This window comes from Fulvimarina thalattae, assembly GCF_040239565.1.
Classification (GTDB): domain Bacteria; phylum Pseudomonadota; class Alphaproteobacteria; order Rhizobiales; family Rhizobiaceae; genus Fulvimarina.
In genome coordinates, this window is the sequence record NZ_JBEHWS010000003.1 from 135,441 (window position 1) to 151,437 (window position 15,997).

11 protein-coding genes and 1 pseudogene are annotated in these 15,997 nt (G+C 59.0%); 3 read left to right on the forward strand and 9 right to left on the reverse strand.

The features are described from left to right. Positions 1–9: 9 nt before the first annotated feature. From ABRA89_RS05405 to ABRA89_RS05440, 8 genes are all read right to left on the reverse strand, one after another. A complete protein-coding gene (locus ABRA89_RS05405) occupies positions 10–1,113 on the reverse strand; it encodes a helix-turn-helix transcriptional regulator (protein ID WP_349940431.1) in 1,104 nt (367 codons plus the stop codon). A 485-nt stretch (positions 1,114–1,598) separates the two neighbouring features. Continuing rightward, on the reverse strand, positions 1,599–2,414 hold the full coding sequence (locus tag ABRA89_RS05410; protein ID WP_349940432.1) for an ABC transporter permease: 816 nt from the start codon (positions 2,412–2,414) through the stop codon (positions 1,599–1,601). Continuing rightward, positions 2,411–3,307, reverse strand: a complete 897-nt coding sequence (locus ABRA89_RS05415) for an ABC transporter permease subunit (RefSeq protein ID WP_349940433.1) — start codon at positions 3,305–3,307, stop codon at positions 2,411–2,413. Before ABRA89_RS05415 ends, ABRA89_RS05410 begins: the two co-directional genes overlap by 4 nt. Positions 3,308–3,321: 14 nt before the next feature. Continuing rightward, positions 3,322–4,476, reverse strand: coding sequence for an ABC transporter ATP-binding protein (locus ABRA89_RS05420; protein WP_349940434.1), 1,155 nt, complete (start codon positions 4,474–4,476; stop codon positions 3,322–3,324). Between the two features lie 66 nt (positions 4,477–4,542). Continuing rightward, positions 4,543–5,640 carry a polyamine ABC transporter substrate-binding protein gene (locus tag ABRA89_RS05425; RefSeq protein WP_463671252.1) on the reverse strand — a complete coding sequence of 366 codons (1,098 nt, stop codon included), beginning with the start codon at positions 5,638–5,640 and terminating at the stop codon, positions 4,543–4,545. Between the two features lie 185 nt (positions 5,641–5,825). Next, positions 5,826–6,299, reverse strand: coding sequence for a GFA family protein (locus ABRA89_RS05430; protein WP_349940435.1), 474 nt, complete (start codon positions 6,297–6,299; stop codon positions 5,826–5,828). A 99-nt stretch (positions 6,300–6,398) separates the two neighbouring features. Then, the gene (locus ABRA89_RS05435) at positions 6,399–6,893 is read right to left on the reverse strand and encodes a GNAT family N-acetyltransferase (protein WP_349940436.1); all 495 of its coding nucleotides are present in this window, start codon (positions 6,891–6,893) and stop codon (positions 6,399–6,401) included. Between the two features lie 8 nt (positions 6,894–6,901). Next, entirely contained in the window at positions 6,902–8,920 is a 2,019-nt protein-coding gene (locus ABRA89_RS05440) for a GumC family protein (RefSeq protein WP_349940437.1), read from the reverse strand. A 681-nt stretch (positions 8,921–9,601) separates the two neighbouring features. Here ABRA89_RS05440 and ABRA89_RS05445 point away from each other — a divergent pair. The 3 genes and pseudogenes from ABRA89_RS05445 to ABRA89_RS05455 form a co-directional block, all read left to right on the forward strand. Beyond that, a pseudogene (locus ABRA89_RS05445) lies at positions 9,602–9,916 on the forward strand (PAS domain S-box protein); the annotation flags it as partial. A 108-nt stretch (positions 9,917–10,024) separates the two neighbouring features. Beyond that, on the forward strand, positions 10,025–11,281 hold the full coding sequence (locus ABRA89_RS05450; protein WP_349940607.1) for a methyl-accepting chemotaxis protein: 1,257 nt from the start codon (positions 10,025–10,027) through the stop codon (positions 11,279–11,281). 767 nt (positions 11,282–12,048) lie between these two features. Then, a complete protein-coding gene (locus ABRA89_RS05455; RefSeq protein ID WP_349940438.1) occupies positions 12,049–13,584 on the forward strand; it encodes an acyl-CoA thioesterase in 1,536 nt (511 codons plus the stop codon). Between the two features lie 21 nt (positions 13,585–13,605). Here ABRA89_RS05455 and ABRA89_RS05460 read toward each other — a convergent pair whose 3' ends face one another. Next, positions 13,606–15,927 (reverse strand): putative bifunctional diguanylate cyclase/phosphodiesterase, encoded by a 2,322-nt coding sequence (locus ABRA89_RS05460; protein WP_349940439.1) that lies wholly within the window; start codon positions 15,925–15,927, stop codon positions 13,606–13,608. Between the last annotated feature and the right edge of the window lie 70 nt (positions 15,928–15,997).

Genomic DNA, 15,997 nt, shown 5'->3' on the forward strand with positions numbered 1-15,997 from the left:
GCGGGTGGCCTACTGCGCGGCAATCGCCGGCACGGTCGAGCCGTTCGCGAGCGAGAACCCGCTCAACAGCCGGACAAGTTCGGCCTGCCGGTTCGCACCAGTCTTGGCATAGACCGCCTTCAACTGAGTGCGCACTGTCGCGGGCGAGAGACCGGCATCGATGGCCAGCTCGTTCGGCGAATGGCCGCTCGCGATACCCCGCGCGACCCGCGCTTCCGCTGGCGTCAGATCGAATAGGCAGCGGATGATCTCCGCGCTCGGCACATCCGAGGAAGCTGCGGCGGTCGTCGTCAGGATCCACGAAGCGGCGGAAAACACGTCTCGCGCCGTCCGCTTCACCGGGATCAGATGTGCCACCATTGGCGGAAGTTCGCCCGAGGGTCGCAACGGGATGGAGCAGGCGCCGCTATCCGCCCCGGCTTCCAGCGCATCGGCCAATAGCTGATCGGCGCCCTTTTCCGCAAAGCGGACCCGCCCGCTCCGGTCCTGGATCACCGTCGGCATCAGCGGTTCGAAGAGGGTGTTGACCGTCATGATCTTGTCGTTCGCGCCAATGACCGCCGCAGGCATGCCGACGAGCGAGAGGGCATCGGCAGCGGCCTGGGCACGTTCGAGCGCAAGCCGGCCGGAAAGGATGGCGGCCCGGCAGAGATGCGGCCGCAGCCGATCGAACCGTGAGCGGGTCTCATCCGGAAACGGGCCGGCGTCCAGCTTGCCCTCAATTGTGTAGACGAGCGCGCGCTGCGTCGGCGCCTTGACGGGCGTCGCCATGCACCAGCCGAAGCCGCGCGGCCAAAGGAAATCGGAGTAGAACGGCAATTCGGCAAGATCGACGCCCGGCAGGAATTCCTGCTCGCGCACGAAGCCCGGATGATCCAGCTCCTGACTGACCTTCAATCTGACGTTGAGTTGCGGCTGACCGAGCGCGATGAAATCTTCAAACAGCTGCGCCACCCGGTCCGTAGCGATATAGTTGACCGAGCCGCGCTTGATCGAAAACAGGGCCGCTCCTGCTCCATCGGCAACCTCGGAAAGATCATCCAGAAGATCGAGCCAAAGCTCGGGCCGAAGACCTGCCTCATAGATGCGGTCGATGATTTCGAAATCGTCCACGTTCAGCAGCTCCTGCCCGGATTCCGTAAAGTCAGAACCAGTAAAGCGAAATTTCATCAGATGATCAAAAAAATTCTTAATCTAAAAGAATCACAGCGCACATACCGCATTTGGGTGATGCGGCGGGTTCTCGAAGACGCTTTGATCAGTCTTGCCTTCGGGCTCCCTCCCGGGGACCGGACGGACCGGACAGCGCCTAAAACGCCCCAACTGGCGACTGTCTCGAGCCACGGATGACGTCGGCGCTGCCGACGTGACACCCTCGGGAGGGACCGAAGGCAGTCAGTCCTCCCAAGCACGTATTTTATCACGAGACCATTTTCGCATCCCCAAGTAGAAAAGAGCCGGCACATCTCCCAAGGTGCCGGCTCTTTTCTTCTATCGGTCTCTTCTGGGATCAGATCGGATGAGCTGAGCCGCCACCGCGGGCACGGTCCACTTCGCGCCACACGGTTCGCTCAACGAATGCCTGTCCGGGCAACCACTCAGCCGAAGGCCACTTCACTTTCCCGTGCGCGGCGCACTTCGCGGCGCTTGTTGACCAAAGTCGCGATCAAAACGCCAGCAGTCACGATCGCGATCAGAATCGTGCAGACGGCGTTGATCTCCGGCGTCACGCCGAGGCGCACAGCGCTGTAGATTTTCATCGGCAAAGTCGTCGCCGCCGGACCGGTCGTGAAGCTCGCGACAACCAGATCGTCCAGCGAGAGCGTGAAGGCGAGCAACCAGCCGGCAGCGACGGCAGGCCAGATTACCGGCAGGGTGATCGAGAGAAAGGTTCTGGCAGGCGTCGCGCCGAGATCCATCGCCGCCTCTTCAAGAGACCGGTCGAATGACAGCAGCTTCGACTGGACGATCACGGCAACGAAGCACATGGAAAAGGTGATGTGCGCCAGCGTCACCGTCCAGAAGCCCCGGTCGAAGTCGATAGCCACGAACAGGAGCAGCAGCGACAGGCCGGTGATCACCTCCGGCATCACCAACGGCGCATAGACCATGCCTGTGAAGAGCACCCGGCCGCGAAAGCGCGTATATCGCGTCAGCGCCACTGCCGCGAGGGTGCCGAGCAGTGTCGCGATCGTCGCCGAGAGAATGCCCACCCGAAGCGTTACCCAGGCCGCATCGAGCAGGCCCTGATTGTTGAAGAGCTGCACATACCATCGCGTCGAAAAGCCCGCCCACACCGTCACGAGCTGCGAGGCGTTGAAGGAGTAAATGACGAGCAGCACGATCGGCAGATAGAGAAACGAAAAGCCGACAATGATCGAGATGATGTTGAACGCCGTCCAACCCTGCCTCATCGCGCCGCCTCCCGGTCCTGTATGCGCTGGAAGATCACGATCGGCACGACCAGAATCAGCAGGAGGATGATCGCCACGGCGGAGGAGACCGGCCAGTCGCGATTGTTGAAGAATTCCATCCACAGCGTCTTGCCGATCATCAGCGTGCCGGAACCGCCGAGAAGATCGGGAATAACGAACTCGCCGACTGCCGGAATGAAGACCAGAAAGCAGCCGGCCAGGACGCCCCGGAACGATAGCGGGAACGTGATCGTCCAGAAGCTTTTCAGCGGCGTCGAGCCAAGATCGGCGGCCGCCTCCAAGAGGCTCTTATCCATCCGGTCGAGATTGGCGAAGATCGGCATCACCATGAACGGCAGATAGGAATAGACGATGCCGATGAAGATTGCCGTTTCGGTGTTGGTGATGATCAGCGGCTGATCGATCACGCCAAGGAACATGAGGAACTGGTTGAGCAGGCCCTCGGGCTTAAGAATGCCGATCCAGGCGTAGACGCGGATCAGAAAACTCGTCCAGAACGGCAGGATCACCAGCATCAGCAGGAACGGCTTCCAGCCCTGCGGCGCCTGCGCCATGCCGTAGGCTAGCGGATAACCAATCAGGAAGGTCAGGATCGTCGAGATCAGCGCGATCCTGAGGCTCGTCACATAGGAATTGAAATAGAGGGAGTCGTTCGCGATCCACAGATAGTTGTCGATCGTCAGCTGCTTGATCGACTCCCACCACGTCGTCGGATCGCCGAAAGTCGGCGTATAGGGCGGCATCGCCGTCGCAATCTGCGAGAACGACAGTTTGAGGACGATCAGGAACGGGACGAGGAAGAGGCAGGCGAGCCAGAAATAGGGAAGGCCGATAGTGATCGACCGAAACAATCCCTCGCGTGGTTTCGCCATAGCCCTTGCCCCCGTCAGTCCGCCAGAAGCAGCCCGGCATCCGGGTCGAACGAGACCCAGGCGCGGTCGTGCCAGGTAAGCTGAATCGGGCTTTCGCGGCTCGCATTGACCATCGAGACCCGGATGATCTTGCCGTCGTCCATCTTCAGGTGGAACGAAGTCATGTCGCCGATATAGGCGATCTCCCAGACCTCGCCGGAGAGGACATTCGGCCCGCTCAGTTCTTCGGACGAAATGCGGAGCTTCTCTGGTCGCACCGCATAGGCGGCCTTTTCTCCCGGCCCCACCTTGCTGCTGGTCTCCTCGTTCGCGTCGACCTCCAGAACATGGCCGGCGCCGGTCTCCAGCGTCAGACGATCACCATTGCGGGCTGTTACCTTCCCGTCGAAGATGTTCACCGTTCCGATGAAGTCAGCGACGAAGCGCGAGGTCGGCGCTTCGTAGATTTCAGGCGGAGTGCCGATTTGCAGGATGCGCCCCTCGCCCATCACCGCGATCCGGTCGGCCATCGTCATCGCCTCTTCCTGGTCATGGGTGACCATGATGAAGGTTATGCCGAGTTCGTATTGGAGATCGGTCAGTTCGAACTGGGTTTCCTCGCGCAGCTTCTTGTCGAGCGCGCCGAGCGGTTCGTCGAGAAGCAGCACTTTCGGCCGCTTCACCAGCGAACGCGCCAGCGCCACGCGCTGCTGCTGCCCACCGGAGAGCTGATGCGGCTTGCGCCGTCCGTAGCTCTCCAGTTTCACCAGCTTCAGAACTTCCGCGATCCTGTCCTCGCGCTCGGACTTCGCCATGCGGTCCTGCTTTAGGCCGAAGGCAATATTCTTCTCCACGTTCATATGCGGGAAGAGCGCGTAAGACTGGAACATCATGTTGACCGGCCGCTTGTGCGGCGGAATGCCGGTCATATCCTCACCGTCGAGAACGATCCGGCCCTTGGTCGGTGTCTCGAAGCCCGCTAGCAGGCGCAGCAGCGTCGATTTGCCGGAGCCCGACGCACCGAGAAGCGCGAAGAACTCTTTCTCATAGACGTCGGCGGATAGATCATCGATCGCCGCGGTGCCATCGAAGATTTTCGTGACACCTTCGAAGCAGATAAACGGTTTGGCGTCGGGATCGGTCCAGGGCGAGAAGCTCTTGCGAACCGATCCGAGTGACTGGGTTTTCAAGGGCCAGATCCTCTGGGCGAAGACCGCGTCCGCCGCAGAGGGCGGGCGCGGATGACAAGAGGTTGCTTACTGGCCGGTCACAATCCGCGTCCAGAGCCGGGTTTCCAGACGCTGCTCACGCGGCCCCTTGCTCTCCACAGCGAACAGGCGCTGGCGGGTTTCCTCGTCCGGATAGATGCTCGGATCGTTGAGGATTTCCGGCTCTACATATTCGTCGGCCGCCGCATTGCCGTTGGCATAGTTGACGTAGTTCGTCGCCTTCGCCATCACCTCCGGGCGCATCATGTAGTCCATGAATTTCAGCGCAGCTTCCGGATGGGGTGCATCGGCCGGGATCGCCATGTTGTCGACCCAGATCACCGCGCCCTCCTTCGGGATCACGTACTGGATTTCGACGCCCTGCCCCGCCTCCTTGGCGCGATCGCGCGATTGCAGGATATCGCCCGACCAGCCATGGGCCATGCAGATGTCGCCGTTCGCGAGGGCCGTAATGTATTCGGACGAATTGAACTTGCGGATATACGGCTTGACCTCAAGCAGCAGGTCCTCGGCCTTCTGCAGGTCCGCCTCATCGGTCGAATTCGGATCGAGCCCGAGATAATTGAGCGCCGCGGGCACGACCTCTTCAGAGGTGTTCAGCATGTAGACGCCGCAATCGGAAAGCTTCGAAACGAGTTCGGGATCGAACAGCAGATCATAGGTATTGAGTGGCTGGTCCTCGCCGAGCCGCTCCTTCACCATCTTCGTGTTCAGCCCGAGCCCGGTCGTGCCCCACATGTAGTTCACGGCATATTCGTTGCCGGGATCGTAGCGGGCAAGGCGTTCCATCACATCCGTGTCGAGATTGTCCCAGTTGCTGAGCTTTTCCTTGTCGAGCTTCTGGAACACGCCCGCATTGATCTGCCGTTGCAGAAAGGTGCCCGTCGGAACCACGATGTCGTAGCCCGAACCGCCGGCGAGAAGCTTGGTTTCAAGAATCTCGTTCGAATCAAAGACGTCGTAATTGACCTCGATACCGGTTTCCTTGGTGAAGTCTTCAAGGATCGATTCGTCGATATAGTCCGACCAGTTATAGACGTTGACGACCTCGGCCTGCGCATTCGCCGATCCGATCATGCCGGATGTGAAGGCTGCGCTCAGTGCAAGAAGAAGAGTCCGTTTCATATAAAAACAGCTGCCCCGTGTTCGGTCACAAGTGAAAGGCCCCTCGCGCGAAGACGGATCAAAGGCGCGAAGGCGTTTATCACTTTTTATATGGACAGGCTGTCCGCCCGTCCATGGCCGAGACTTGGAAATTCGAGGCGCGAGCCGCTTAAATCTTGTGCTTCAGCCGTGCATGAGCGTCGCGTTCAGCCGGCCGAGGACGCGAATTCGGCCATAAGGGCTGAAAACTCGCCCGGTGGCGGAAACTTCTCGAAACTATGCAGCGCGGGCGTTCTCGCCCACGGAAGCATTTCACTCGTATAAGTCTCGATGAACGGCTCGTAGGTCGCCGCATCCTCCAGCATGGTCGCGCGCACATTGACGAAACCTTCGATCTTCGGATGATAGCTGAAGAGCCAGCTCTTGCAGTGATCGCAGAAATGGTGCCGCGCTTCGCCATGCAACCCGCCGATCACCGTCTCCCCGGAGGTCAATTCGAAGGCTTCAGTCGCATAAAGCGAGCTCAAGGAGAAAGCACTCGCCGTCATCTTCTGGCAGCCGGTGCAGTGGCACGCCGTCGTCACAAGCGGCCTGCCCTTCACCTTGAACCGCACGCGGCCACAGCGGCATCCGCCTTCGATTGCCGCACCATCGTTTGGGGTGGGATCGGATTTCACCATTTTCGTCGCCCTCCGCTGGTCGATCTCAAAGGGTATCTAGCCGGTCGCATGCATGAAGTAGCGGCTGTGACGCAAGTGTGAGCGTAAAGCCGGTTCAACTCAGAGATCACGAACCATGAAGACGGCTTCAGGCCCATAGCTCGCCAGCTTCTCGCGCGGCACGGCGTCAGGCGCCTCGCGAAACCCGTGGCGCCGCCAGAAGACTGCTGTTCCATAGACCGAGATCAGGCAGGCCCTGTCCACCTCAGGCACACCTTCGAGCAGCGATTCAATCGCGCCGCCAGACAAAGAACGCCCTCTCATCTCCGGAAGCAGAGCGACATCGTGAACGTAGAATGCATCCGCATTTTCAGGCAGTTCGCCGAGCACACTGCCAAGCGCCGGAATATCGGGAAAGCGCACCGGATGGCCGATCGCATAGCCGCAGAGCGCACCCTTCAAATGGCAGACAAGCGCACCCGCCGGCCAAATCCGCAGCCGGTCGGCAAAGACCTCGACCGGCTCCCTGAAATCGGGATGGACACGGTCCGCGATCCGGACGACCTCTTCCAGATCGCCTGGCATCATCGTCCGCCATTCGGCTTCGACCGTCATGCGCCTTCTCAGACGACGTTACGGGTTGGGTGTCTGCGCGACGAAATTTCTCCGGCATCCCCGCCAGGCTCCGAGCGCAAGCCCATCAGCCGCTCGCGGACCGTCTCGATCTCCTTGCGCATATATTCGGCTTCTTCAGGAGTCCGCGCGGTGGATTGCACGCGCTCGCTGTATCGCCCCGAGGCGGCGGACCGCTCCGATCGCAGGGAGGTTACCGTCTCCGTCAGGGTCTGCCGACGCCCCGGAGCCGAACGATGAGAGGCGGGTTCAGTTACAGGCTCGGCCTCAGGACGCTTCGGAAGATTCCATTTGCGCCGGCTGGAGCGTTGCTTCTCTTCCGGAGCGAGGTCCTGCTCTTCGGCTGACATGTCCGCGACGGCCGCCCTGTTTGCGGCGCTCTCAAAACGCGCCTCGTTCAGCGCCCTGTCCGAGACCGTGCTCTCGAGCCTCGAACGGCTCGGCATCGGATCGGCATCAGCTTTTCGGAGTGCCCAGGCCTCGTCGTGCGTATCGGAACGTTCGGGCAGGCTCGTATCGCTTGCGCGCAAGCCCGGCGCGAGCGCCGTTTCATGCGTTTGTGTAGCCGATCCATAGGGCTCGGCTGCCGTTGCGTAGGCTCCGTATCCCTTAGCATGGCCCGCCTTGTTCTCCGCGAATATCGTCTTCACGGGCCGCCACAACGCCCAGACAAAGGCGAACCCGAAGCCAACGATCATGCCCGCGATGAAGCCGATGGCGACAACCGTGCGACGCGACATGCTCGAAGGAAGCAGCGGCGGCGTTGCAGAAGAGATCACGCGGACATTCGCCGTGTTGAGACGCTCCTGTTCGGAAATTTCACGTGCTCGCAGAAGAAAGGCCTCGTAGACCGCCCGCGAAGCTTCGACCTCACGCTCCAGCTCGCGCAGCCGGACAAAGGACTCGCTGGTTTCGAGCTGCTTGGTTTTCAGGCTGTCGATCTGGGCCGTGAGATCCTCGTCCGTGCTTTCGGCACGATCGAGCTCGGTCTCGGTCGCCGAAACGATGCGCGCCACCTCCGAACGGATAGCGGCCCGCGCCGAATCCAACGCCTGGGCATTGGCGATCCGGCGCGGATGGCGCGGCCCCAGTGAGCTTGAAAGGATCGCCTGCTGCTGGCTCAGCTTCTGGTACGAGTCACGCAGTTGGTTAAGTGCAGTCGAGGTCAGCTCCTCCGGAAACGAGCCTTCGACGACATCGTCGACACTCGCCGTGCGCATCTGTTGGGCCCTGTTGCGCAGGGCTGTCACGTCACCGCGCGAACGGGCGAGTTGATCGTTGATGCGCAGGATATAGTCGTCGTCGACCAGCCGCCCGCCCACGCCGACGAGGCGGTTCTCACGCTTGTATTCCTCTACGGCCCGTTCTGCCTCGCCCACACTCGCGCGGAGCTCTTCGAGCCGGCTCGAAAGCGCGTCGCTCGCCCGTCGTGCGGTAGAAGACTGGACCCGCCCGAGCTCGTTGATGAAGGTCTCGGCGATGAAATTGGCCAGTCGCGCCGATTTTTGTGGCGAGGGCGTCTCAACGCTGAGATGAAGAACGAAACTCTTAGGCTCCCGCTCAACGGACATCCGGCGGCGAAGATTGTCGAGCGTGACCAGTTCGATCCGGGAAAGCGGTGCGCCTTCCGGCGACGGCATCACCTTCTCCGTCAGGCCGAGATAGTCCTTGACGACACCGATGATCGAGAAGCCTTTGCCGTTGAAGTCCGTGTCGTTGAGAAGGTCCGCTTTCTCGACGACCTTGATCAGCACTTCGTTGGAGTCGATGACGGCGGTCTGGCTCTCGATGAGCGCAAGCGTCGCATCGCTCGGCAGACCGTTCGGCGTCACCTCGTTTTGCACGACCTTGATGTCGCGCGGATCGACCAGAACCTGGGTCGTCGCCGTATAGAGCTTGGGCGTCAGCAGCGCATAGCCCGCCGCGAGTCCTGCGCCAGCGAGCGCACAGAAAAGGATGAACCACTTCGCGCTCCAGATCTTGCCGATCACGTAGATCGGATCGATCAACGACGGACCATGCAAGGCATGCGCTTCGGCTCCGGCTTTAACGTGCCGGCGGGGCGCTGCGTCCTCGCGATGATCGGAATGCGAAGTGAACATGGTTGACAGCACGATCGTCGAATTCGCTGCACCACCCCGAACGGATGGCACTCCACGAGCCCGAATCTGAACGGACATGCTCAATAATTCGTTAAATTCGCGCTCACGGACGCACTGCAACATGCACGATCGCGTGTTTCGAATTGGCTTCAAATACGCGCCGCTTCGACAACAGACCGGATGAAATCAGCTCGGATGAGGACCGCTGAACCAGTTAAACGAATAAACATCATACCAAGCGAGAGAAAAAAGCTTTTTCTTGTTTGCAATGAAAAAGAGGTAGCCAATGGCGAAGTACGCACGTTCTTGTCCATCGATATCGCGCATTGAGATTACGCTGATTTTCCGCCATCGAATGCAAGCAAGCACTTTCATACCGATCAAACGATTTCTATCATTTCGCATTCCGCTAAAAAATATTCTTTCAAAATGAAAGCCTGCCCAATAATATCATTAGATAGAAAACCAAATAAAAGTATCAGCTAAACGCTCGCACGAACGATATATTAATTGGTTATGTCATCTATTGTTATTTACCGCATAAAAGATCCGGGTTCGCGTCGCCTGCTCGGCGGGAGGAAAATAAAAATGTTTCATATTGGCTCAAGGGATGCTCTCATTGAAGCGCTTGATCGATCACTTGCAATCATCGAATTCGACCCTCAAGGGATAATCCTTCGAGCAAATGCCAATTTCTGTGAGGCGGTCGGGTATGGCGAGGCCGAAATCGTCGGGCGCCATCACCGCATCTTTTGCGAAGCCAAGTATGCAGAAAGCCGCGAATACGAAGCATTCTGGGAAAAGCTCGGCAATGGTCATTTCGACGCTGGTCGTTACACTCGGCTCTGCAAAGACGGTCGGGAGATCGTCATCGAGGCAACATACAATCCGCTCCTCGATAGGAAAGGCAGGGTAACGCGGGTCGTGAAGTTTGCGACCGACATCACGGCCGCCAGTCAACGCGACCTGGAACTCGACGCGAAAATACAGGCCATATCTCGCGCCCAGGCCGTGATCGAATTTCAACCGGACGGCACGATCCTCGATGCCAATGATAATTTTCTCGATGCTGTCGGCTATGAGAAGCACGAAATCGTCGGGCAGCACCATCGCATATTCGTCGAGCCATCTCTTGCCAGATCTCCCGCCTATGCGCGGCTCTGGGAGCAGCTACGTGCGGGAAAGTATGTTGCCGACGAGTTCAAGCGGATCGGCAAGAACGGCAAAGTCATCTACATTCAGGCCTCCTACAACCCGGTCTTCGATCAGAAGGGACGTGTTCTGAAGGTCGTCAAGTTCGCGACGGACGTGACCTCGAGAGTTCTCGCGGTCGACAAGATTGCAGGCGGCCTGGGCAGAATGGCTGCCGGGGACCTGAGCGGTCGCATCGAGGAGCCTTTCACGCCTGAATTCGAACCTTTGCGCGCAGACTTCAACGCCTCGATCGACAATCTCGCGACAGTGCTTGCGAAAGTCAGCGACTCGGCCCGTTCGATCAACACGGCGACGGCGGAAATTCAGGCGGCTTCGGACGATCTCTCGCGCCGCACCGAGCAGCAGGCGGCCTCGGTTGAGGAGACGTCGGCAACGGTGCACGAACTGACCACGGCGGTCCAGGTCTCGACCCGGAGGGCTGAAGAGGCCGGTCAGCTCGTAAGCCAAACAAAGAAAAATGCGGAAAGTTCAAGTGCCGTGGTTCGCGTGACCATCTCCGCCATGGACGAGATCGAGACATCGTCACAGAAGATCAGCACGATCATCAGCGTCATCGATGAGATCGCCTTCCAGACAAATCTGCTCGCGCTAAACGCGGGGGTCGAAGCCGCCCGCGCTGGAGAGGCCGGAAGGGGTTTTGCCGTCGTTGCGCAGGAGGTGAGAGCCCTCGCCCAACGCTCGGCCGACGCTGCCAAGGAGATCAAGGCGCTTATCACCCGATCCGGAAACCAAGTAGCGCGTGGCGTCGATCTCGTGACGCAGACCGGGGCCGCGCTCGACATGATCGTCAGTGAAGTGGGCGAGATCCACCGACATGTTGCAGCGATCGTGGAGTCGGCCCGATCCCAGCGCACGGGTCTTGAAGAGATCAACATTGCTGTCGAGACGATCGACAAGGGCACACAGCAAAACGCAACCATGGTGCAGCAGGCATCGACAAGTTGCGATCACTTGGTGTCTCAGACCCAGGATTTGGCTCGCATTCTCCAACGCTTCCAGCTTCAGCCCGGAGAACGCTCGGGCCACCGCAGACATCTGAGAACCGCAGCCTGACACAACGGCGGCGGCCATTTTGGAGCGTCGCTCTCGGATGACCGCCGGAAACCCAAGCGGCGCCTGAGCCAGTCACAGGACAATCGAATTGACCGTTGCTGTCGATTCGGTTGTCCGGCGGCGCAAAGCCGCATTGCAGATGCCTTGGCATACTGCGCTTAAAGACATTTATTCATCGACGCATTGCTGTGATAGCTTGGTGATTGAGGGGCAAACCGCACCCCCTAGCCGGCGAACTACGACGGTGAGACCATCACCAGCCCAAGATGTGTGCGTACGCCGTTCAATAAAACGATCTTTCAGCATCCTCCGGTAAAAAATTTCGGTTGAAAACCCTTAAAATTTCAGTCGAATTCCTTAAAAAACGTTAAAATCTGTTATACTTATATTGGTCGTCGAATGCCGATCGGGGGACTGGCTGACACATGGCACAATCACATTTTCTTCGCTCGCTGAGCTGGGCACCGACAATATCCTTGTCATGGATGTGGGGGCTCGGATTTTTCTACTCCATGCACGTCGTATGGACGCAAGGCTGGCTTGGGTTCTGGGTGTTCGCTTTGGCGAACGCCGCCGGACTGATTAGTTTCGGCTGCATTCTGAATTCCCGCGATAGAGATTCGGAGAGTCTTTTCGGCCGGGTTGGCCCGCGTTTCGTCGGGCTGTTACTGCTTTGTCAGTTCGGGGCCATCGCGATCACGCTGTTTTCCCTCGGGACATATCTGTGGCCTTTGCTCCTTCCCGGCTCGGATCAGACCGTCTCGCTCATGCTGTCGGCAATCGTCGTAGCGCTTGCGTGTGCGATCGCGCATTCTTCCAAGCTCAGAACGCTCCGTTTTCTCCACATCGGCTACCTTGTAGTCGCGGTGGCCGCCATCGCTATCGCATGGGCCGCTATGCCGGCGGGTGCCGGGGTATCCGTCGCAGGAGAGATCGCTCCGGCACAATCCTTCTGGTTTTTGCTCATCCCGACCCTTGTCGGGTTCGCACTCGGGCCGTGGGGTGACCTTCAGCAATGGCAACGGGTGATAGAGATCAAGCGAAGCGGCCTGTCTGCGGGAATCGCCTATGCCGGCGGCGGACTGGTTTTCCTCGCGCTGCTGGTTGCGAATGCCGCACTTTCGAAAGCGGCAGGCGCTCATCTCATGGTCGCGGTGGACGAGACACTCGTCGCGCAGGGGTCGGTCGCAGCCCGATTCGGCACCGAGAGCCTCGGTGTTGGGGCCGCCGCATTCGCGCTCTGGGCGGTGATAGCTGCTCTCTCGACAATCGACAGCTTCTATTGCGCGACGCGCTGGTATCTCTCTTCCCTGCTGGCGAAGAGTCTTCACCCGGCACTCGCCTTCGTCCCGGCAGCAGCAGCGGCTTCGCCTCTCTGGCTGCTCGCAGCATCGATCGCCGGTGCCGGGCTGATGATGGCGATGTCGCTTTCACAGACCGCCTACATGATGCCCTATGCAACGCTTCTCGTGGCGCCGTCGATCTGTCTGGTCGTCTGGTCCGTCTACCGGCCGATCCCATTCGATACGCTCTCGGGCTATCTCTGGGGTCTCGTCGCCTCGCTGCTCTTCTTCGTCGGCTTTGGCGGTGACATGCCGGTCCTGGTCGCGGTTTCAACCGCGATCGCAATGCTCGGCGCCGCGCCGCTTTTCTACGGGATAATCACCGAAAAGAGCGCTGCCACAGGATCAGGCACGAAAAATGCGGGCAAAACGGCCTCCTCGGCGAACCGTACGATCGTGCCAGATCAGGGTCGCCCCGTCGCTGCTCAAGCGCCGGGCGTTGCACAAGGTACGCTTCCGGTGGCGAGCAACGACTCGAAACCTGATCATGGCTTCGACGGGCAGTCCTTCGTCATGCGGGTTACCCCCACCTATGACGACACGAATTCCGTGGGGAACGTCTATTTCGCGAACTATGTACGGTGGGTCGGAAAGGCGCGCGAACTGTTCTTCAACGCCTGCATGCCGAAGTTCGACCTCGAAACGACGTCCTATTTCGTGCTGACGAAATCCTTCAATCATGATTTTCGTCGCGAAATTGCCGAGTTCGAACCCGTGACGGTGTCGGTCAGGATCGCAAGGCATAACCGAAAATTCGTCACCCTGGGCCATGAGATTCGCGGCGCGAAGGGCGATCTGCTAGGCCGAGGCGAACAGGATCTGATGTTTGTCGATCGAGAAAACTTCAAGCCGCTCGATATTCCAGCGGATATCGTTCGCGGCTTTCTGCCGTTCTGGCCTTCCAATCGACCGGATGAAGACGCAAAAGAAGAACGGGAAGCCGCGCTTATGGCCGGGTGATCCTCAAGCCCACTCGAGCCGTCATGCGACCGCTTTTCTCGTGACAGGCTTCGGGTTCTTCGCGATGAGGTCGAGCGTTGTCGTCTCGCTCGCGGGCTTCCCGAAGAGATAGCCCTGAATCTGAGGGCAGCCGATCCGCCTCAGGCACTCATACTGCTCGGCGGTTTCCACGCCCTCGGCAATCGTCACCATGCCGAGGGTCCGACCGAGTTCGACGATCGTTCTTACGATGCTGACATCGCTTTCGCCTCCCGGCAGGTCCTTTATGAAGCTCCGGTCGATCTTGATCTTGTCGACTGGAAGCTTCTTCAAATACGCCAAGCTTGAATAGCCGGTGCCGAAATCGTCGAGCGCAAGCCTGACGCCCAGATCCCGCAATTGCGCCAGGACCTCCATTGCATCGTTTGTCGTTTCGAGAAATGCTGTTTCAGTGATTTCCAGCTCCAGCCTCTTCGGTTCGAGATCGAAATCGGAAAGCGCTTTCGACACAACGGAAACAAGGTCGGAATGCCGAATCTGCACCGTTGATACATTCACTGCTATCAACAAATCCCGATTGGGCCATGTCGCAGCGAACTGGCACGCCTTGCGCAGTCCCCACTCCCCAAGTGCGAGGATCTTACCCGTTTCCTCCGCCAGCGAGATGAATGTTTCCGGCGGGATAAATCCATGTTGCGGGTGCTTCCACCGCATCAAAGCTTCGAAGCCGCAGAGTTCGCCAGCCGTCGTCACCAGAGGTTGATAATTCAGCCTGAATTCCTCTCGCTCGACGGCGCCTTTCAGCTCTCCGATCAGGACCGCGCGCTCTTCCCGCTGAGAGTCCATAGATGGCGTGTAGAACCGGAAGCTGCCGCCACCTTCGTCCTTGACCCTGTAAAGAGCGACGTCGGCCTTTCGGATAATTTCTTCAGATTTCTTCTCGTCTCGAACCGTCGCGATTCCGATGCTGACACCGACGTCAAGGTAAAGGCCGTTGCAGGCGAAAGGCTGCTGCAAACTCTCGATGATGTCACCGGCGAGTGCGCTGTTCCTCGTTTCATCCGAAGTCAGACTCAGGACTGCGAACTCATCGCCCGCGAACCTGGAGACCATGATGTCGGGGCCCGAGAGAGCCTCCATGCGCTTGCCGATCTCGATCAAAAGCTCGTCACCGACCGCATGGCCAAACGTGTCGTTGACCTGCTTGAAACGGTCGAGGTCAAGGAGGAACACCGCATAGCCCGACCCATTGCCATCCGCGCGGAAGGCACGCTGTGCGTCCGAGACGAGTTCCTCAAACCGGTGCCGATTGGGGAGTTTCGTCAGGACATCATGGTTGGCAAGCTGATTGAGCGTTGCGACATATTCGGTCTGAAGCGTGATATCGGACCCCATCCCGCGAAAGCCAACGAAGCGCTGCTCCCGATCAAGGATAGGCTTGCCGGTCAAACACCACCAATAGGTCCGCGATCCGATTTGAACGGGAATGCTGAGCTGGTTGAAGGCCCGACGTGCAGAAATGGCCGCCATTAGCTCGTTGAATGCCTTGACCGGTGCTTCATCCGCTTTCGGCCCAATAAGCTCTGCGAACGAGGACTTTTCCAGCGCATCCTGATCGGCTTTCGACACCTCTGCAAAGCGCGGAGACGGCGACCTGATCAGCCCTTCAGCGTCGATCACCCACAACCAGTCGCTCGAATTCTGCTCAAAGTCCTTCAGGAGGAGGCTGCTCACCTCGCGTTGATGATCGAGGTCGACCTGCGCTTCTGCCCGCAAACTCGCCAACCTGCTGATCTGAACGATCGTCGCGAAGATAAAACACGAGTAGATAGCAAGCAGGATCGCGACAATTTCATAGAAGGCCTCGCCCGCCGTCGAAAGGGCAGCGAACGATCCTACGATAATGCTGCCTGAGAAAACGAGGCCGGCCGCCGGAACAAACCCGATGCAGATACCAGTCGCGATCAGTCCTGCACATGTCACAGCGATAAGAAGCTTACCGTCTGCATCTGCATCCTCGAAGAGCATAACGGGGATAGAGGCCAGGGCGATGCCCGCAATGGCGGCTATCCAGACCATTCGCCGCCGGATCGCTCTGATGGTTGCGGCAGGGGCGTTGATGTACTTTCTGCGCCAGTTGATGCAGGCGTTGAAGCCGATCAGCAAAACAACAAAAATCGTTGCCTGCAGGCCGATGATGTAAGGTATCATCGCGTCGTGCCAGAAGTAGAGGCAAACGATAACTGAAACGGAGACGCTCGTCGCGATCGTGAAAGGCGCCAGACGCATCGCGAGATCGACCTGATCCAGCCAAACCCTGTCGAGCGTATCCCGGCATTGCGCTGAACGAGGATCGTCTCCCACGTGTTGGATATCAGCCTCTAGCATTTTGCGATCCGAATCTTGGCGATGCGCAAGAAAAGTAATCAAGACT

What these genes read in the sequence shown, in the direction of transcription:
- ABRA89_RS05410 (WP_349940432.1), bottom strand. Translation starts at nt 2,414, where the DNA reads ATGAGGCAGGGTTGGACGGCGTTCAACATCATCTCGATCATTGTCGGC.
- ABRA89_RS05415 (WP_349940433.1), bottom strand. Translation starts at nt 3,307, where the DNA reads ATGGCGAAACCACGCGAGGGATTGTTTCGGTCGATCACTATCGGCCTT.
- ABRA89_RS05425 (WP_463671252.1), bottom strand. Translation starts at nt 5,640, where the DNA reads ATGAAACGGACTCTTCTTCTTGCACTGAGCGCAGCCTTCACATCCGGC.
- ABRA89_RS05430 (WP_349940435.1), bottom strand. Translation starts at nt 6,299, where the DNA reads ATGGTGAAATCCGATCCCACCCCAAACGATGGTGCGGCAATCGAAGGC.
- ABRA89_RS05435 (WP_349940436.1), bottom strand. Translation starts at nt 6,893, where the DNA reads ATGACGGTCGAAGCCGAATGGCGGACGATGATGCCAGGCGATCTGGAA.
- ABRA89_RS05455 (WP_349940438.1), top strand. Translation starts at nt 12,049, where the DNA reads ATGCTGTCGGCAATCGTCGTAGCGCTTGCGTGTGCGATCGCGCATTCT.